General features: G+C 57.6%; 16 protein-coding genes. 12 read left to right on the top strand and 4 right to left on the bottom strand.

Annotation, left to right across the window (positions count from 1 at the left end; translation table 11 throughout):
• Positions 1-17: 17 nt before the first annotated feature.
• The 3 genes from EXY20_RS11705 (at position 18) to glnA (ending at position 3,273) form a co-directional block, all read left to right on the top strand.
• A complete protein-coding gene (locus EXY20_RS11705) occupies positions 18-1,250 on the top strand; it encodes a methionine gamma-lyase family protein (RefSeq protein ID WP_407944911.1) in 1,233 nt (410 codons plus the stop codon).
• Positions 1,251-1,423: 173 nt separating this feature from the next.
• Positions 1,424-1,840 (top strand): MerR family transcriptional regulator, encoded by a 417-nt coding sequence (locus EXY20_RS11700; protein ID WP_135551089.1) that lies wholly within the window; start codon positions 1,424-1,426, stop codon positions 1,838-1,840.
• Positions 1,841-1,938: 98 nt separating this feature from the next.
• A complete protein-coding gene (gene glnA / locus EXY20_RS11695; RefSeq protein ID WP_135551087.1) occupies positions 1,939-3,273 on the top strand; it encodes a type I glutamate--ammonia ligase in 1,335 nt (444 codons plus the stop codon).
• A 900-nt stretch (positions 3,274-4,173) separates the two neighbouring features.
• On the opposite strand, the gene lexA is transcribed toward glnA, so the two are convergent.
• A complete protein-coding gene (lexA, locus tag EXY20_RS11690; RefSeq protein WP_135551085.1) occupies positions 4,174-4,794 on the bottom strand; it encodes a transcriptional repressor LexA in 621 nt (206 codons plus the stop codon).
• A 174-nt stretch (positions 4,795-4,968) separates the two neighbouring features.
• Between lexA and EXY20_RS11685 the strand changes: the two genes are divergently transcribed.
• The 4 genes from EXY20_RS11685 (at position 4,969) to EXY20_RS11670 (ending at position 7,395) form a co-directional block, all read left to right on the top strand.
• Positions 4,969-5,415, top strand: coding sequence for a LysM peptidoglycan-binding domain-containing protein (locus EXY20_RS11685; protein WP_135551083.1), 447 nt, complete (start codon positions 4,969-4,971; stop codon positions 5,413-5,415).
• Positions 5,416-5,771: 356 nt separating this feature from the next.
• Positions 5,772-5,954: a DUF896 domain-containing protein gene (locus tag EXY20_RS11680; protein WP_135551081.1), complete on the top strand. Its 183-nt coding sequence runs from the start codon at positions 5,772-5,774 to the stop codon at positions 5,952-5,954.
• An 80-nt stretch (positions 5,955-6,034) separates the two neighbouring features.
• Positions 6,035-6,541, top strand: a complete 507-nt coding sequence (locus EXY20_RS11675; protein ID WP_135551078.1) for a hypothetical protein — start codon at positions 6,035-6,037, stop codon at positions 6,539-6,541.
• Between the two features lie 56 nt (positions 6,542-6,597).
• Entirely contained in the window at positions 6,598-7,395 is a 798-nt protein-coding gene (locus tag EXY20_RS11670; RefSeq protein WP_135551076.1) for an HAD family hydrolase, read from the top strand.
• An 83-nt stretch (positions 7,396-7,478) separates the two neighbouring features.
• Here EXY20_RS11670 and EXY20_RS11665 read toward each other — a convergent pair whose 3' ends face one another.
• Complete coding sequence (locus EXY20_RS11665; protein ID WP_135551074.1) at positions 7,479-8,021, bottom strand: acireductone dioxygenase; 543 nt, start codon at positions 8,019-8,021, stop codon at positions 7,479-7,481.
• 198 nt (positions 8,022-8,219) lie between these two features.
• Between EXY20_RS11665 and metH the strand changes: the two genes are divergently transcribed.
• From metH to EXY20_RS11640, 5 genes are all read left to right on the top strand, one after another.
• On the top strand, positions 8,220-11,663 hold the full coding sequence (gene metH, locus EXY20_RS11660; protein WP_135551072.1) for a methionine synthase: 3,444 nt from the start codon (positions 8,220-8,222) through the stop codon (positions 11,661-11,663).
• Between the two features lie 83 nt (positions 11,664-11,746).
• The gene (rnz, locus tag EXY20_RS11655) at positions 11,747-12,706 is read left to right on the top strand and encodes a ribonuclease Z (RefSeq protein WP_135551070.1); all 960 of its coding nucleotides are present in this window, start codon (positions 11,747-11,749) and stop codon (positions 12,704-12,706) included.
• A 101-nt stretch (positions 12,707-12,807) separates the two neighbouring features.
• A complete protein-coding gene (murA, locus tag EXY20_RS11650; protein WP_135551068.1) occupies positions 12,808-14,100 on the top strand; it encodes a UDP-N-acetylglucosamine 1-carboxyvinyltransferase in 1,293 nt (430 codons plus the stop codon).
• 86 nt (positions 14,101-14,186) lie between these two features.
• Positions 14,187-14,537, top strand: coding sequence for a CidA/LrgA family protein (locus tag EXY20_RS11645; RefSeq protein WP_135551066.1), 351 nt, complete (start codon positions 14,187-14,189; stop codon positions 14,535-14,537).
• Complete coding sequence (locus EXY20_RS11640; protein WP_135551064.1) at positions 14,527-15,222, top strand: LrgB family protein; 696 nt, start codon at positions 14,527-14,529, stop codon at positions 15,220-15,222. Before EXY20_RS11645 ends, EXY20_RS11640 begins: the two co-directional genes overlap by 11 nt.
• A 179-nt stretch (positions 15,223-15,401) precedes the next feature.
• Here the strand turns inward: EXY20_RS11640 and EXY20_RS11635 are convergent, their stop codons facing one another.
• Both EXY20_RS11635 and EXY20_RS11630 read right to left on the bottom strand, forming a co-directional pair.
• Entirely contained in the window at positions 15,402-17,159 is a 1,758-nt protein-coding gene (locus EXY20_RS11635) for an ABC transporter ATP-binding protein (protein WP_135551062.1), read from the bottom strand.
• Complete coding sequence (locus tag EXY20_RS11630; protein WP_135551059.1) at positions 17,156-18,910, bottom strand: ABC transporter ATP-binding protein; 1,755 nt, start codon at positions 18,908-18,910, stop codon at positions 17,156-17,158. The genes EXY20_RS11635 and EXY20_RS11630 overlap by 4 nt, the downstream gene beginning before the upstream one ends.
• Positions 18,911-19,102: the final 192 nt, after the last annotated feature.

The following is a 19,102-nucleotide window of genomic DNA, read 5'->3' as shown; positions in this document are numbered from 1 at the left end:
AGATGTGGGAAGAGTCGATGCAGCAATTGCTGGAGGAAGCGGAACGGACGATCGAACCGCGCACGCGGCTGATCGAGCGCACGATCGATCGCAATCAATGGAAAGTGATTCGCGCGTTTCAGAAGCATAAGGTAAGCGATTATCATTTTGCCGGGTCGACCGGGTACGGGTACAACGATCGCGGCCGCGAGGTGCTCGATCTCGTCTACGCCGACAGCTTCGGCGCAGAGGCGGCGCTGGTGCGGCCGCATTTTGTGTCGGGCACGCATACGATAGGCACGGCGCTGTTCGGCGTGCTGCGGCCGGGCGACGGGCTGCTGTACATCACGGGCAAACCGTACGATACGCTGCTGAACGTGATCGGCCGTCCGGGCGACGGCAGCGGTTCGCTGCAGGACTGGGGCGTTCGGTACGACGAAGCGGCGCTGCTTGAAGACGGTTCGCCCGACTATGCGGCGATCGAACGGAAGTTGGAGGCGCATGTCAAGGTTGTCGGCATCCAGCGCTCGCGAGGGTATGATTGGCGGCCTTCTTTTTCCGTGGAGCAGATCGGCGAGATGGTGCGGTTCGTCAAAGCGATCAATCCGGACGTTATCGTGTTCGTCGACAACTGTTACGGCGAATTTACCGAGGAACGGGAGCCGGCGGAGGTTGGCGCCGACCTGATCGCCGGCTCGCTGATCAAAAATCCCGGCGGCGGCATTGCCGCATCGGGCGGCTATATCGCCGGCCGCGCCGCGCTCGTCGAGCAGGCGGCCTTTCGGCTGACGGCGCCGGGCATCGGCGGCGAAGTGGGCGCGATGATGGGCGCAACGCGCAGCATGTTTCAAGGCTTATTTCTGGCGCCACACCTGGTCGGCCAAGCGCTGAAAGGCAGCGTACTCGCCGCCGCCGTGTTCGAGCGGCTCGGTTTCGCCACGCATCCGCGCTGGGACGAGCCGCGGACCGATTTGATCCAGGCGGTGCGCTTCAGCGGGCCGGAGCATTTGATCGCCTTCGTCCAGGGCGTGCAGATGGCATCGGCCGTCGACGCGCACGTCGTCCCCGAACCGTGGGACATGCCCGGCTACGAGCATCCGGTCATTATGGCGGCGGGAACGTTCATTCAAGGCGGCAGCCTGGAGCTTTCGGCAGATGCGCCGATCCGCGAGCCATACATCGCCTACATGCAGGGAGGGCTCACGTTTTCCCATGCCAAATTGGGGATTATTCACGCCATTAATAACATGAAAACCAGGCGATTACTGTAATTAAACCTTACATAACTTGACATGTATATGGCATGACGGTACAATGAGATGGAAGCAAAAGCGGTTACAATTCGTCTTGCCATGGCCTGCCTTCCGTGCCGGCCATACGCTCGGCCGATTGCCGGCAGCCGCCGCTGCGATCGCATAACCGGCAACGGGAGTGATGGACAATTATGAGTGACGACTTTCGCAGGAATATGGCCTTGTTTCCGATCGGGATCGTCATGCGGTTGACCGATCTGACCGCCAGACAAATTCGTTATTACGAGCAGCATGAACTGGTGATGCCGGCTCGTACGGGAGGCAATCAGCGGCTGTACTCGTTCAACGACGTGGAACGCCTGCTGGAAATCAAGGATTTGATCGAGAAAGGCGTCAATATTGCCGGCATCAAGCAGGTGCTGCTGCCGGTGCCGCAGGACGGAAGCGAAGTGACCGTTCTGAACGAGCAGACGGAAGTCAAGCGCAAGGAGCTCACGGAGCTGACGGATTCGCAGCTTCACAAGATGCTGAAGCAGCAGCTGCTCAGCGAGAAGCGCCCCGGCAGAGTTTCGCTCATACAGGGCGAATTGTCGCGTTTTTTCCATTAATTAGATCGATGGTGTAAGTTTGGTGCCATGAGTGGCAAGGCTCGAAACGCAGGGAGCGCAGGAAAAGCAAGGAAGGCATAATGCTCAGGAGGGTATCCATGAACGCCAATTTTTCTCGGGAAGACATTTTACGCATCGCCAAGGAACAGAACGTCCGGTTTATCCGCTTGCAATTTACGGATTTGCTCGGCTCGATCAAAAACGTGGAAATTCCGCTCAGCCAACTGGAGAAAGCGCTCGACAACAAAATGATGTTCGACGGGTCCTCCATTGAAGGTTACGTACGGATCGAAGAGTCCGATATGTATTTGTACCCCGATCTCAGCACCTGGGTCATTTTCCCCTGGGTGGCCGAAGATCGTGTGGCGCGGCTCATTTGCGACGTTTATTTGCCGGATGGCCGTCCGTTCCCGGGCGACCCGCGCGGCATTCTGAAGCGGGCGCTGCTTGAAGCGAACGAGATGGGCTATACGGCGATGAACGTAGGGCCGGAGCCGGAATTTTTCCTGTTCAAGACCGACGAAAAAGGCAATCCGACGATGGAGCTCAACGACCAGGGCGGTTATTTCGATCTGGCGCCGACCGATCTCGGCGAAAATTGCCGCCGCGAAATCGTGTTGACGCTTGAGGAGATGGGCTTCGAAATCGAAGCGTCGCACCACGAAGTGGCTCCGGGGCAGCACGAAATCGACTTTAAATATGCCGACGCGATCAAGGCGGCGGACCAGATCCAAACGTTTAAGCTCGTTGTCAAAACGATTGCCCGTCAGCACGGTTTGCATGCGACTTTCATGCCGAAGCCGCTGTTCGGCGTGAACGGCTCCGGGATGCACTGCCATCAATCGCTGTTCAAAGGCAACGTCAACGCGTTCTACGACGAGAACGACAAACTGGGCTTGAGCGTAACGGCCCGGCAATATATGGCCGGCATTCTGCACCATGCGCGTTCGTTCGCGGCCATTACGAATCCAACCGTCAACTCGTACAAACGGCTTGTGCCGGGTTACGAAGCGCCTTGTTACGTCGCGTGGTCGGCCAGCAATCGCAGCCCGATGGTTCGCGTTCCGGCGTCCCGCGGCCTCAGCACTCGCATCGAAGCGCGCAACCCGGACCCCGCCGCCAACCCGTATTTGGCGCTTGCCGTCATGCTTGCCGCCGGTCTCGACGGCATCAAGAACAAGATGCAGCTGCCGCCGCCAACCGACCGCAATATTTATGTGATGACCGAAGAGGAGCGGGAGGAGCAAGGGATTCCGAGCTTGCCGGCCGACCTGAAGGAAGCGCTGCAAGAGATGCTGCGCAACGACGTCATCGTCGGATCGCTCGGCGAACATGCGTTGACCCACTTTTTCGAGCTGAAAGAGATCGAATGGGACATGTACCGCACCCAGATTCACCAATGGGAGCGCGAGCAGTATATGACGTTGTATTAAGGAACAGGGAAGTTGATGCCCGCCGGGATTTCCGGCGGGCTTTTTACTTTGTTGGGGAGCGATCCGGTGCGCGGTTGGCGCGTTGGGTGCGGAAACAGATGGAGGTGGGCGTAAACTGGTGCTGCTGGGCATTAAGTGGTCATTAGAGACAAGTGTATGGTGGTTGCGGTTAGTGAGTTAAGGTACGTGGAAAGGATGAGGCTGCGCAAACTGGTGCTGACGAGCACTATGTGGCGGTGGAAATAAGAACATGGTGGGTGCGATTAGTGAGGTTAAGATGCGGGGAACGGATAGGGCTGAGCAAACAGGCGCTGTTGGGCATTGCGTGCGGGTCGAAAACAAGCGTTGGAGGATGTGTGCAGCGAGCGGGCGAGCTGGATGTGCGAGAAAAGTTGGAAAAGAAGGAGTGGCTGTGAACGTGATTACGGGTATGGCGGCTTCGTATGCTGGTTCAGATCGGTTTGAGGCCTGACGTATCTGCGTCGCGTGCGTCGCGGGACGGATTATCCCCATATGGCGGGTTCATTTCAAAATAAGCCATCTATTATTGGTTATTCCTTGAAAAAAGGGGTGTGGTAGCGAAATAGGCCATGTATTCACTGGCTATTTCGTTAGAAATGGGCGTTTTGGGGCATTCTCAGGGAAATAACCAGTGTTTTCGCTGGCTATTTTCGATAAAGGGGGAGGAAAAGGGGGAATAGGCCATTTTTCACTGGCTAATTCATCAGGAGGGTTAGTGCCGAGCGGGGAGACGCTCACCAACCCGCTACCGCCAACCGACAGGCACTGTGCCGAAGAAGTCGCCGGAGCGGCTCGGCCCGGCCCGATTGTGCGTCACGCGTTCATTACGCGCAGAAAAAATGCCCGCCACCCGGAGCGGGCGGCGGACATTTATGTACCTTAGTGAATATCGCGGAACAGGCCGATAACTTTCCCGAGAATGGTGACGTTCTTCAGGCGAATCGGCTCCATCGCGTCGTTCTCCGGCTGCAGCCGGATATGATCGCGTTCCTTGTAGAACGTTTTGACGGTCGCTTCGTCTTCATCGGTCATGGCGACGACAATTTCACCGTTGTTCGCCGTATTCTGCTGCTTGACGATCACATAATCTCCGTTGCGAATGCCGGCTTCGATCATGCTTTCGCCGCTTACGCTCAGCATAAAGACTTGGTTATCGCCAACGAAGTGGCTCGGCAGCGGAAAATAATCTTCGATATTCTCAGTCGCTGTAATCGGAGCGCCGGCCGTTACTTTCCCGATCAGCGGAACGCGAGCGACGGAAAGGGAATAAACGGAAGCAGCTTCATCCTCGCCAAGAATTTCAATCGCGCGCGGCTTCGTCGGATCGCGGCGAATCATGCCTTTCTTCTCCAGCCGTTCCAAATGGCCGTGCACGGTCGAACTGGAGGCCAATCCTACCGCTTCGCCGATTTCGCGAACGGACGGAGGATACCCCTTGTCCTTCACTTCGTTCTTGATGAAATCAAGAATCGATTGTTGGCGATTTGAAATTTTACCCAAGACGGATTCCCCCAATACGACAATTTTAGATACGTTTATGATAACACAGAATAAAGGTTCGTACAAACATAAGTTCGAGTTTTTGAAAAAACAAACATTTGTTCGTCTGTCCGTTGACAGGAACGTTCGTTCGTGTTACATTAAAAACAGAACAAATGTTTGGAGGGCGAAGAGATGAACACGAACCACGCCGTTTACGCCGACCGGGATGCAGAATCGATTGCGCAACAGGATTATGTCATGACGAAGGTTCGCACGAATGAACCCGTCCGGAATCGGATGAATGCTGTCAAGCCGGCTGCCGACCGGCGTCCTGTTGCTCGCAAGCGTTCCCGCAAAGTGATGCGGTTGGTCGTTCTTTCCGTTCTTTTGGCGGCGTTTTTCTTTTTCGGCATGCTGGTACAAGCATATGCCTTCGGATCGGCTGATGCGGCAAGCCCGGCTCATGCAACGTCGGTCGAACGCACGACGGTCGTGACTTCGGGAGACACGCTGTGGACCATCGCATCTGATTTTGCCCCGTCGGGAACGGATGTTCGTCTCTATATCCATAAATTGCAGAAACGCAATCATTTGAACAGTTCGCAGCTTCAAGTCGGCCAAGTGCTTGTATTGCCTTGATTTGCGATTGGCAAGCTCGGGCCTGCTACGGGCCGATCAATCGAAGAGTGAGCTTTCAGTGATTTAGAACATGTGTTCGCTAACGGGCCGTAAGCGCGCAACGGCCTTTCAATAGAGAGAGCCGCCAACAATCCAATCTCCCTCCAGTTGTTTTCCGGTGGCCGTTTATCGCTTCATTTTCCCCTTGCAGCAGGAGACATTTTGATGCTCCTGATCCTTTGCGTTCCTTGGAAACCGCACTGCCGTCCGCTTGACATTCCCCCCTGCACATGGCAAAGTTAGATAAGGTTACACATCGAATGCCATCACGCGAGTTATTGCGTTTTGGGCGTATGTGCGATAGGAGTGAAGGCAGCATGAATATGGACGAAGCGATCACAAGAATCAATGAATTGGCCCGCAAGGCGAAGTCGGTAGGCTTGTCCGAGAACGAGATCGACGAACGGAACGAACTGCGACGGAGATACATCGACGCGTTTAAGGCGTCGCTGAAGCAGCAGCTCGATTCGATCAAATATGTCGAAGACGAAGACAAATAGGCGCAAGTCGCGGCGAACGGCGACATCAAGGAGAACGACTTTTCTTCACAGTCGATCCGGCGTCAAACAGGGGGAGCTTCATGTCGCGTAAGTGGGAACGGATGGTCGAAAAGAACAAGAAAGTGGCGAATCTGCAGCGCCGGAAACTTGGTCAAGCGCCGATTGCCGAAGGGGACAAGCCCGATCTTTTTTTGGGCCGAAGCTGGATCTTGCCGCTCATTCTGGAGATGTTTGCGGTATTTTTTATGATCTTGTTCAATAATGTGTACACCGCGGATTCTTCTTACTGGTTTACGGTTATTTGTTACTTCCTGCTGGGCGTCTTCATTTTCTTCGTGCGTCGGCCTGCGCTTAGCGTAGCGAAGTCGCGCATCGCCACCCGCAGGTTCACCGGGGAAAAAGCCGTCAACGCCGACGGCATCGACAACATCACGTTGTCGCCCAATCAAATCGTCATTACGCTCAAGCACAAAAACCGCAAATGGGTGTACAGCAGCTCGCTGCACCTGTTCAAAATCAAACCGATGGCAGATCGCTTGCGCAAATTCGCCGCAACGAATCAGGTGCCGATTCAAGAAATCTCGTAATCCAATCGCGGTATCATGACCATTCAAGCATACATGGGTTCAGGGGGAAGCACGGCATGGCAATCCAAGCAGTTTTATTCGATCTGGACGATACGCTGTTATGGGATCACCGGAGCGTCGAAGAAGCTTTTCAAGCAACGGGGGAAGAGGCGGCTAAACAAGTTGCCGGATTGACGCCCGAAAGGCTAGTTGAATCGGTCCGCCAGGAGGCGCGCGCGTTATACGAATCGTTCGAAACCTTTCCGTTTACGAAGATGATTGGCATCAACCCGTTCGAAGGGTTATGGGCCAACTTTTCCGGCGGCAGCCAGCAGGAGTTCCGCAAGCTGCAGGCGCTGGCTCCCGGATATCGCAAGGAAGCGTGGACCCGCGGCTTGCGCGCCCTCGGCGTGGAGAATGCGGCGCTCGGCGCATTGTTGGCGGAACGTTTCCCGGCGGAACGCCGCAATCGGCCCTATGTTTATGAAGAAACGTTTCGCGTGCTCGATGCCCTGAAAGGGCAAGTCAAGCTGCTGCTGCTAACGAACGGCGCTCCCGACCTCCAGCAGGAGAAAATTGATGGCGTACCGCAGTTGGCCGGCTATTTTGACCATATCGTCATTTCCGGCACGTTCGGCGAAGGCAAACCGGCGGAATCCATTTTCCGCCACGCGATGGGGCTTCTTGGCATTGAGGCGGCAGAAGGATTGATGGTTGGCGATAAACTGACGACCGATATTCTCGGCTCCAACCGGGTAGGCATGCCGAATGCGTGGGTTAACCGATCGGGCGCGGCTCGAACGGGGGAGATCGTGCCGGCGAACGAAGTCAGTCATCTGGAACAGCTGCATGCGATCATCAAACGACTGGCCTGAAAGAAACTCATGCAATAGCAAAAAACCGCCCGCTTCCGGCAAGGTTTCCGGCAAGGCAGGGCGGATTTTTTCGAATGAGGGAGTTATGCTTTAATGAAAGCAGGGTCATCGAACGGGTGGGCGATCCAGCCTTCCGTTTCGATAAAGAGCCGAACGGCGACAATTTGCCGGTTGTCCATCAGCGTGAAGAAGTGCGGCTTATGCTCCGGCACGGAAATGACATCCCCGGCTTCGAGCTCAACGTCGAAGTAACCGACATCGTCTGTTCCTTTGATAATGAAGATGCCTTTGCCCGCCGTAATGGCGCGGACTTCGTCTTCCGTATGCGTATGCACCTGTTCGAACTTGCGCAGCAATTCCTCCAGATTCGGCGTTGCATCGGACAGGGCGACGATATCCCACGTGCGATAGCCGCGGCGGGATGCAAGATCGCGAATTTCTGCATCGTATGTGGAGAGGATCTGCTCTTTGTCTTCGTTCGTCAACGCGAACTTGTCCTGCAGCTCGGCCGGAAGTTTGGCGGCATCCCAATGCTCGTAAAGCACTTCCTGATTTTCCAGAAACGCGCGCACTTCCTGCTCGCCGCTGATACGCCGGTCGGTATTGCGAATGCGAATTTCGGCCACGGGCCATTCCTCCTGTAATCGGTTTGTTCATCCGTTTTATTCCCTCATTATAGACGAAACGCTAGTTGCTGTCGATGAAAGGGAAATAATTAATCCATCTTTTTTTATCGGAAAAGGTAATGAATTGTCGCTTGCGGATAATCGACGGGATTTGGTATAGTAAAGCTTACATTATTCGTCACGGAGAGGGATACGAACATGTCGAACGTAACGCTGCAAGAGCAGCTCGGCAAAAAAATATTGATCCTGGACGGCGCCATGGGGACGATGATCCAGCAGGAAAACTTGACGGCGGCCGATTTTGGCGGCGAGGAGCTGGAAGGCTGCAACGAATATCTTGTCGTGACGCGGCCGGACGTTATTCTCGGCATTCACGAAGCTTATTTCGCGGCGGGGGCCGACATCGTCGAAACGAATACGTTCGGCTCGACAAGTGTCGTGCTTGCGGAATACGACTTGCAGGACAGAGCGACAGAGCTGAATGTGAAAGCGGCGGAACTCGCCATAGCGGCGCGAGATAAATTTTCAACCCCGGAATGGCCGCGATTCGTTGCCGGCGCGATCGGGCCGACTACCAAAACATTGTCGGTTACCGGCGGCGTCACGTTCGACGATCTGGTTGCCAGTTATTACGAACAAGCGCACGCGCTTGTCGCTGCCGGCGTCGACGCGCTGCTGATCGAAACGTCGCAAGACACGCTGAACGTCAAGGCGGCAAGCATCGGCGTACGCGACGCGATGCGCGATCTCGGCAAAACGTTGCCGATCATGATTTCCGGCACGATCGAACCGATGGGCACAACGCTCGCCGGGCAAAATATCGAATCGTTCTATATTTCGCTCGAACATTTGCATCCGATTTCGGTCGGGTTGAACTGTGCAACAGGCCCCGAGTTTATGCGCGACCATATTCGTTCGTTGTCCCAAGTGGCGCAAACCGCCATCAGCTGCTATCCGAATGCGGGGCTGCCGGACGAAAACGGGCATTACCACGAATCGCCGGAATCGCTCGCCAAAAAGATGGCCGGCTTCGCCGAACAAGGCTGGCTGAACATTGCCGGCGGCTGCTGCGGTACGACGCCCGAGCATATTCGCGCCTTGGCTGAGACGCTGCGGCATTACACGCCGCGCACCGAGTACGGCACTCACCCGCCGGCGGTTTCCGGCATCGAAACGGTGTACATCGAAAGCGAAAACCGTCCATACATGGTTGGCGAACGCACGAACGTGCTCGGCTCGCGCAAATTCAAGCGGCTCATCGCCGAAGGCAAATACGAGGAAGCGTCGGAAATCGCCCGGGCGCAAGTGAAGGGCGGCGCGCACGTCATCGACGTTTGTTTGCAGGACCCGGACCGAGACGAGGCCGCGGACGTCGAACAATTCCTGAAGCTGGTCGTCAACAAAGTAAAGGTACCGCTTATGCTCGATTCGACCGACGCCAGCGTCATCGAGCTAGGCCTTAAATATTCGCAAGGCAAGGCGATCATTAACTCCATTAACCTTGAAGACGGCGAAGAAAAATTTATCCACGTCGTGCCGCTCATTCATCAGTACGGCGCTGCCGCCGTCGTCGGCACGATCGACGAACGGGGGCAGGCGATTACGCGCGGCGACAAGCTGGAAGTGGCCAAACGCTCGCGCGACTTGCTCGTGAACAAATATGGCATGAACCCGTCGGATATTATTTTCGATCCGCTCGTGTTTCCTGTCGGCACCGGCGACCAGCAGTATATCGGCTCAGCGCTGGAAACGATCGAAGGCATTCGTTTGATCAAGGAAGCGATGCCGGAATGCCAGACGATTCTTGGCCTCAGCAACGTTTCGTTCGGTTTGCCCGAAGCCGGCCGGGAAGTGCTTAATGCCGTTTATTTGTATCACTGCACCAAAGCCGGGCTCGACTACGCGATCGTCAACACGGAGAAGCTGGAGCGGTATGCTTCCATCCCGGAAGAAGAGCGCAAGCTGGCAGAAAATCTCATTTTCGAGACGAACGACGATACGCTTGCCGCGTTTGTCGCTTTTTTCCGGACGAAAAAAGTCGACAAGAAGGAAAAAATCAGCAACCTGACGCTGGAGGAACGTCTCGCTTCTTACGTCGTGGAAGGCACGAAGGAAGGGCTCATTCCCGATTTGCAGGAGGCGCTCGGCAAGTATGCGCCGCTTGAAGTCATCAACGGCCCGCTGATGAAAGGCATGGAGGAAGTCGGCCGGTTGTTCAACAACAACGAGCTGATCGTGGCGGAAGTGCTGCAAAGTGCGGAAGTGATGAAAGCTTCGGTCGCGTTCCTGGAAACGTTCATGGAGAAATCGGAGAGCGCGTCCAAAGGGAAAATTATGCTGGCCACCGTCAAAGGCGACGTACACGATATCGGCAAAAACCTCGTCGAAATCATTTTGTCGAACAACGGGTATAAAATTATTAACCTTGGCATTAAAGTGCCGCCGGAGCAGTTGATTGCCGCGTACCGCGAAGAGAAGCCGGATGCGATCGGTTTGTCCGGCCTGCTCGTCAAGTCGGCGCAGCAGATGGTCGTAACGGCGCAAGATTTGCGCTCGGCCGGCATTGAAGTGCCGATCCTCGTCGGCGGCGCGGCGCTGACGCGCAAGTTTACGAAGACGCGCATCGCACCCGAATACGACGGGCCGGTGCTGTACGCGAAAGACGCGATGGACGGCCTCGATATCGCCAACAAGCTTAGCGATCCCGAGCAACGGCAGCGGCTGATCGACGAGTTGCGCGAACGGATGGAATCGAACGTGATGGAGGCCGGCAAAAAGGCGGACGAATTGCCGGCGCCGACCCGTGCGCGCCAATCGGCGATTTCGCGGGAAACGCCGGTCTACATTCCGCCCGATACGGAGCGGCACGTGCTGCGCGATTACCCGGTCGGCCATTTGGTGCCGTATATCAACCTTGAAATGTTGCTCGGCAAACATCTCGGCCTGCGTGGTTCTGTCGAGAAGCAACTGCAGGAGAAGGACGCCAAGGCGACCGAGCTGAAAGCGGTCGTGGATGGCATCATCCGCGAGGCGCAAACGAACGGCATCATCAAGGCGAACGGGATGTACCGATTTTTCCCGGCGCAGGCGGACGGCAACGACGTTCTCGTTTACGATCCGACCGACACGTCACGCGTGCTGAAACGGTTTTCGTTCCCGCGCCAGGCGGTGGAGCCGTACTTGTGTCTGGCCGATTTTCTGCGACCGGTCGGCAGCGGCGAGATGGATTACGTCGGTTTCCTCGTCGTTACGGCGGGAAGCGGCGTACGCGATCTGTCGTCAACCTGGAAAGACAGCGGCGACTACTTGCGCTCGCATGCGCTGCAGGCGACGGCAATCGAGCTGGCCGAAGCGTTCGCGGAGCGGATTCATCATATGATTCGCGACATGTGGGGCTTCCCGGATCCGGGCGAAATGACGATGAAGCAGCGCCATGGCGCCCGGTATCAAGGCATACGCGTGTCGTTCGGCTATCCGGCGTGTCCGAATCTCGAGGACCAGCAGCTGTTGTTCGAACTGATGCAGCCGGAAGACATCGGCGTCCAACTAACCGACGGGTTCATGATGGACCCGGAAGCTTCGGTTTCGGCGATGGTGTTTGCACATCCGCAAGCGCAATATTTTAACGTGGAGAAGGTTTAATCGGTTGCCTGTCGGGCAAGATGATCGTATGGAAATACTTGCAACGATGGAACGATTGCGCGAATAAGATGGGGGGTCATCCGGTGGAGCTCACCTTTCTCGGGACCGGGGCCGGCATGCCGTCGGCACGGCGGAATGTCAGCTCCATCGTGCTCGATTTGCAAGCCGAATGCGGATTGTCATGGATGTTCGATTGCGGAGAAGGAACGCAGCATCAGCTTCTCAAATCGCATGTGAAGCCGGGACGCATCGACCGGTTGTTCGTCACACATTTGCATGGCGATCATCTGTTCGGTATCCCCGGTTTTTTGTCCAGCCGCTCCCATCTGGGCGGCGAAACGCCGCTGACGGTGTACGGGCCGGTTGGAGTGGAAACGTTCGTGCGTACGGCGCTTGGCGTCAGCGACTCGCATCTCGGCTACGAGCTGCGCATCGTCGAGCTTTCGCAGGAAGGCGTTGTGTTCGAGAACGATCGATTTGTCGTAGAAGCGCGCCGTTTGGCGCATCGGATCGAGTCGTTCGGTTATCGGATTGTGGAGCGCGACACCCCGGGGGCGCTTCAGGCAGAACGACTGCGAGCGGCGTTTGGTCCGCTGACCGGTCCGCTGATGGGCAAGTTGAAACGAGGGGAAACGATCGTACTTGCGGACGGCACCGAAGTGAACGGTGCGTTGTTCGTGGATCCCCCGCGCAAAGGAAGAGTCGTCGCCGTGCTCGGCGACACTTCGCCATGCCCGAACGCCGCGCTGCTGGCGAAAGGCGCCGATCTGCTCGTACACGAAGCGACTTTCCTCGCCGAGCTTCGCGACAATGCGCTTCGTTTTGGTCACTCGACATCGGTCGATGCGGCGCGAACGGCGTTTTCCGCAGGGGCGAAGCAGTTGCTGCTGACGCATATCAGCTCGCGTTATGCCGAAGAAGGGGAGGCCGCGATGCTGGCGGAAGCGCGAACGTTGTTCGCGGAAACGCATCTGGCGAAAGATTTGACAACATGGCCCATTTTGCGGGAAAACGATCCGCGCATGGACAACCGGGACATATAGATCATTTTCTTCCGCAGCGGAATATGATAAGCTAGTTGTCGGGCTATCGTCTCCTGGTGGGATTGACCATACATAACGATCGATTGGGGCTAAACCGCACAATGAAATTCATTGAAGTGAACTCGTCGGGTCCGCTAGCGGGCACCGTTCGCATACCAGGTTCCAAAAACAGCTCGCTCGCCCTTATTGCAGCCGCCAGTATGGCGGAAGAGCCGGTAGTGCTCAAAGGGCTGCCGAACATTCTCGACTTCCGCGTGATCGAAACGATTGCCGCCGAAATCGGCATTCGGATCGTTCGCGACGAGGAAGGTCATGTGACCATTGACGCAAGCGACCTTCATTCCGGCGAATTGAACCCGCAGCTGACGTCCGCTTACCGGGCTTCGTATTATTTTGTCGGGGCGCTGTTGGCCAAACGCGGCACCGTTTCGATCGGGTTTCCGGGCGGCGACGATTTCGTCTCGCGGCCGATCGACCAGCATGTGAAGGTGCTGAGGTCGCTTGGCGCTACGGTCGACTTTTACGATCGCCACTATGTGGTGAAGGCATCCCGGCTGAAGGGCGCCGTCATCTATTTCGATACGATTACTTCGGGAGCAACCATTAATGCGATGCTGCTTGCCGCGCTTGCAGAAGGCGTCACCGAGCTGCGCAATGCCGCTCGCGATCCGGAAGTGGTCGATACGGCCAACCTGCTGAATTTGATGGGGGCCAAAGTGTCCGGCGCCGGCACGGAGCAAATTCGCATTCAAGGCGTCAAACAGCTGCGCGGATGCAGCTATAATGTCATTCCCGACCGGCTCATCGCCGGCGCCTTCCTGATGGCGGCCGGCGCAACCCGAGGAACCATTACGGTCGACGATATCATTCCGGAGCATCTCGGTTCGTGCCTGGCCAAATTGAAAGAAACCGGCCTCGAGCTCGATGTGCGCGACAGCAGCATCACCGCTTACGGTGATATGCCGCTGCGGGCGGTTCGAGTGCGCACCGGCATGTATCCGCTGTTCGCAACCGATCTGCAACAGCCGCTTACGCCTCTGCTGCTCAGGGCGCAAGGGCGCAGCATTATTGCGGATAAAGTGTATCCGCACCGGTTCAACCACGTGCCGCAGTTGGTGCGCATGGGAGCGAGCATTCGCGTTCGCGGTGGCGCCGCCTACATCGACGGAGCGGCCAAGCTGCACGGCGCTTACGTGCACGCATCCGACGTTCGTGCGGGCATGTGTCTGATTGTGGCCGGATTGATGGCGGAAGGAGTTACGAGAATTGCCGGCGTCGAGCATATCGAACGCGGCAACGAGAACGTTATCGGCATGTTCCGCCAACTTGGCGCGAATTTGACGCTGACGAGCGATGCGGCGTCTGCCGAAGGGACGGCGGCGGAACAAGCGTAACGTTGCCGATGGATGGTTCTTCGGGGGATATGGACAAGAACACTTGCGGGTGTTCTTTTTTTGCGAGCGGGAGAGGGAGAATGTAAATGAGGGGAATGGCGATTCTGCTTGGCTTCAATATTGCCGGCGTGTGGATTGAGAAAGCTGGCGTTCCGCTGCCGGGCAATGTGATCGGACTTGCGCTGTTTACGGCAGCGCTTTTTTTGCGTGTGGTGAAAGTGGAATGGGTGGAGTCGTCGGCCGCTTGGCTGCTGCGCCATCTGCTGTTGTTTTTTGCGCCGATTGTTGTCGGGACGATCGCCTTCCTGCCGCTCATCGGCCGCAACGCGCTGCCGCTACTGGTCAGTCTTGTCGCCAGCACAGTCGTTTCGCTGCTTGTCGCCGGTTGGGTCACCACCCTGCTTAACCGCAGAAAGGAGCGCAGTCATGACCATTGAAGGCGTCACTGACCAGCCGCTGTTCGGCATTGCAATCACAGTGCTTGTTTACAGCTGCGCCCAGTGGCTGTATGCGCGCTGGCGATTCCTGCATCCGCTGTTCGTCACCGCCGGCAGCTTGATCGCGCTCCTGCTCGTTACCGGCATCCCGTATGAAGATTACCGCAAAGGCGGCGACGCGCTTGTGCTGCTGCTTGGCCCCGCCACGGTTGCGCTCGGCGTTCCGCTGTACAAAAACGCCGCGTTGATACGCCGCCAGCTCGTCGCTATTCTCGGCGGGTTGACGACCGGCTCGATTGCGGCGATGTTGGCTTCTGCGGCACTTGTCTGGCTGCTCGGCGGCTCGCAAGAGCTGCTGCTCACCATGGTCCCGAAGTCGGTGACGACGCCGATCGCCATAGAATTGACTCGCCGGTTGGGCGGCATTCCCGAGCTATCCGCCGTGCTGACGACACTAACCGGTTTGATCGGCAGCATGGCCGGGCCGGAGCTGCTGCGCCTGTGCGGCGTGCGCAGCGACGTGGCGGTCGGCGTCGCCGTTGGCACCGCCTCGCACGGTATCGGCACGGCTCGTTTGATTCGCGATTCGGAGCTGCAGGGGGGCGTCTCCGGAATGGCTATGGGGTTGGCCGGAATGTTCGTTTCGCTCGCATTAATGCCGGTGTACTGGTGGCTGGGGAAATAACGAGAGGGACGGGCTATTTGCAAAATAATCCGAACCGTGTCGAAATGGTTCAGTTTTTGTTCAGAAGTGTCCGATATAATCAAAATCGTGCACTTGCCTCGGCTATCGCATGCGCCGCATGCGACGGTCCGATTTCCGCCAACTACCTCCCGTGCAGTTGGCGGTTTTTTTCTGTAGCTTTACGATTCGTCGCGATTCCACAGGCGACGCATTTCTTCGCTGTTCGCGAGCAAATGCTCCAGCGTGCCTTCCGCTTCGATCGCACCTTCCTTCAGCACGACGATATGATCGGCCATCGCCAGCGCCGCCTTGCGGTGCGAAACGACAAGACAGGCGGCTTGCCGCGTGCGGCCGAGTCGTTCCCACAGCAGCTTCTCCGTTTCGACGTCGAGCGCGCTCGATAAGTCGTCGAAGACGAGCAGTTGCGCATCGCGGACGAACATGCGCGCCGCCGCCGTGCGCTGCGCCTGTCCGCCCGACAGCCGTACGCCGCGCGGGCCGATGACGGTGCCGAGGCCTTGCGGCAGCGCGGCGATATCCGGCTCGAGCACGGCGGCATGGATGGCGCGTTGCAGCCGCTCCTGCGGCACGTCCAGCCCGAGGAGAATGTTCTCCTGCAGCGAGTCGCTGTAAAGGCGCGGCACCTGGGGCGTATACGCGCTTCGCGGCGGGACGAAGAAATTGCCGGGGTCGTCCACGGCGGCGCCGTTCCAGGCGATCGTGCCGGCGTCTTTCGGCAGCAGGCCGAGCAGGGTGCGCACAAGCGTCGTTTTGCCAGAGCCGATGCGGCCGGTGATGACGGTGAAGGAGCCGGCCGCAAGCCGGAGGTTGATGCCGGCGATGCCGCGTCCGGTTTCCGGATAACGGAAGCCGAGCCCTCGCGCTTCAACGAAACGCAGCGGCTCGATTCCGGACGGATCGGCAGGGGCAAAAGACGGCAGCGTGCCGCGCAGGTATAGCGGATGAGCCTTCGTCAACTGTTCGGGCTCCGCGCCCTGCATAAGCGACAGCAGCCGCGTCTTGGCAATTTCGGTTTGCTTGTAGTGCTTCAGGAACGTGCCGAAGTTTTGGATGAATTGGGTGACGAACGTCAAATAGTACACGAACAAGGCGAAGTCGCCAACCGTAAACGTGCCGCTGCGCATCGCTCCGGCCGCAACGAGCAGGATGAAGCCGGTGCCGATGTTGACCGCATTCGAAAAGATCGAGTCGAGCAGCTGCGACAACAACGTGTCTTTCACTACCGCGTGCCGTCTCGCGTCATTCAGCTTGCGGAAGCGGGCGATGACTCGGTCTTCGGCGCCGGCCACCTGAATGGACTGCACGGCGCCGAACATTTCGCTGATGGCGCCGGTCACCTTCGATGTCGCTTCGCGGCTGGCGGCGCGGTATCGCTGCAGCAGCGTCGTCGACATTTGGGCGATGGCGACGACCGCGACAAGCGGAAGAAAGACGGTAAGCGCCATGCCGGCATGGATATGGAACAAGATCCAGAACGTCACGGCGGCGAACACCGTCATGCCGAAGGCGTCAACCGACCAGCTTATCGCTTCTTCCGTCAGCTCGATGTCGTCGCGGAAGTTGCTGATCGCTTCGCCCGGCGAAACGGGAATGGCTCTGGCCCCCGGCTTGGTCAATATATGATGCAGCAAATTGCGCCGGATCAGGCCGCTGATGCGGAAACGGAAGTTGACGTCGGTGATGAAGCCGAACACGATCAGCACGCAGCGGGCGAATGCGGCTGCAAGCAGCAGGGCGATCAACGCGCCGACGCCAAGCTTGTAGGGCGAGGTGCCGCCAAGCAGATCGAAAAATTGCTTCGTGATGAGGCCGGAAGCGACCGGGGCCAAATAAATCAGCGTCCAGGCGAGGGCGTTCAGCCAATAAAGGGCAGGGCGGTTAAGCATCAATCGCCATAAATAAGTGAACGTGCTCATCGCAGCAGCTCCTCCATTCCCGTATGCAGCATGCGGCTGTAACGCGACGCCGGGTTCGCGGCCAGTTCCCGGCGCGGTCCGAATTCGGCGATCTCGCCTTCATCGAGGATGAGGATGGCGTCCGCGCGTTCGATCGTCGCCAGCCGGTGCGCGATAATGATGCAAGTGCGTCCTTGCAGCAGCTTCGTGATCGCCGCTTCGATTTTGCGTTCCGTGGCGGGATCGAGCCGCGAGGAAGCTTCGTCGAGGATCACGAGACCCGGATCGGTGAGAAACACGCGGGCAAACGAGATCAATTGCGCTTCTCCTGCGGACAGCCCGCCGCCGCCGGATTCGAGCGGCGTCTCGAGCCCTCCCGGCAGCGAGCGCAGCCAGTCGCCGAGTCCAAGCTCGCCGAGCAAGTCGCGAATGCGGTCGTCGGGAATGCGGTCGTCGTAGAAGGTCAAATTGTCGCGCAGCGTTCCTTGGAACAGCTCGACCGTTTGCGTTACCATGCCGACTTTATGGCGCACCTGTTCCAGCTTCGGGGTGCGAATGTCGACGCCTTCCAGCAAGATGCGGCCGTCCGATACGTCGTAGAAGCGAAGCAGCAGGCGAGCAAGCGTCGTTTTGCCGCTGCCGGTGCGGCCGAGCAAGCCGAGCACGCCGCCTCGCGGCAGCCGGAAGTCGATGCCGCGCAGCGTATCGCCGTCCGCTTCGTAACCGAAACGGACATGTTCGAAAGCGACGGAGAGCGCTCCGTCAGGAAGCGTGGCTCCGGGGCCGTCGGCGATAGCGGAGCGCGTGTCGAGCAGCTCGCGCACGCGTGCGATGCTGGCGTCCGCTTTTTGCAAATCTTCCATTTGTGTGCGGATTTTTTCGATTGGCTTGGCCATCAATTCCGTGTAGTAAAAAATCATATACACCGTGCCGAGCGACATCATGCCGTGGCGCCACGAATAGGCGGTGACGGCGAAAGCGGCGGCATTGCCGATGGCGAACACGACAATCGTCGTGATCCACATCGACGCCCAGCCGAGGAACGCGCGGATGCGCAGCGGCAGCCACCGGCGCAGCAGCTCGAAGTAGCGCCGCATCACGAAGCCGCTGGCGCCGTTGGCGCGCGTATCCTCGGTGCCTTCCAGATGCTCGCCAAGGAAGCCGTAGAAGTCGCTGCTCATCTGGCGCATGCGTCCCCAATACGGCACGGCGAAGCGTCTGACATAACGAATGGACAGCAGCGCAAACACAACGAACAACAGCATGACGCTGCCAACCATCCAGCCTTCCCGGAAGAGGAGGACCAGGATGCCGACAACGAGCAGCAGGTTGCTGAGCAAGGTAACGACGAAATTGGAGAAAAAGTTGGCCAGATTGTTGATATCGCCATCCACCCGCTCGATGATGGCGCCGGTCGTATGCGACTTGTGGAACGACATGTCCAGCTTGAGCGCATGGACCGCAACGTCGCCGCGCAGCAGGTTCGTCGCCGTCCAGCCGATCGTTTCCCCCAGGTAGGAGCTGCACACGGCCAGCGCTTGCGCGAGCAGGGACACGCCGATGAAAAATCCGGCTGCGATCAGCAGTCCGCGGCTATCGTCGCCGGCTTGCGCGCGATCGATAAAGTAGCGGATGATTTGCGGATTGACAAGCTGCAGGCCGATACCGGCGCACAGCAGCAGGAGAAGCAGGAGCACGCGTTTGCGCTGTTCGAGCAAATAGCGGCGAAGCAAGGCGGTGTAAGCGCCGACGGGAATGCGGAATCGGTTCATGTGCGCTCCTTTAAAAAAAGTAGGGTTTAGGATAGGCGAGCGTATGTTCTACTTTAGTGGAAATGGCGCTTTTGGTCAAGGGGAAGCTGTGGTATACATTACCATTTGACGCTGATTGCACCACGGCAATAAAATGATGTCAAAGGCTGTCGAATGGCGATTTTTAATCATGGTTCTAATGGACTAGTTTTA

Origin of the sequence: Paenibacillus cymbidii (assembly GCF_004764705.1) — a bacterium.
GTDB lineage: Bacteria > Bacillota > Bacilli > Paenibacillales > NBRC-103111 > Paenibacillus_AN > Paenibacillus_AN cymbidii.
Note: the sequence above shows the minus strand (reverse complement) of the source record. Positions and strands in the feature narration are given on the sequence as shown.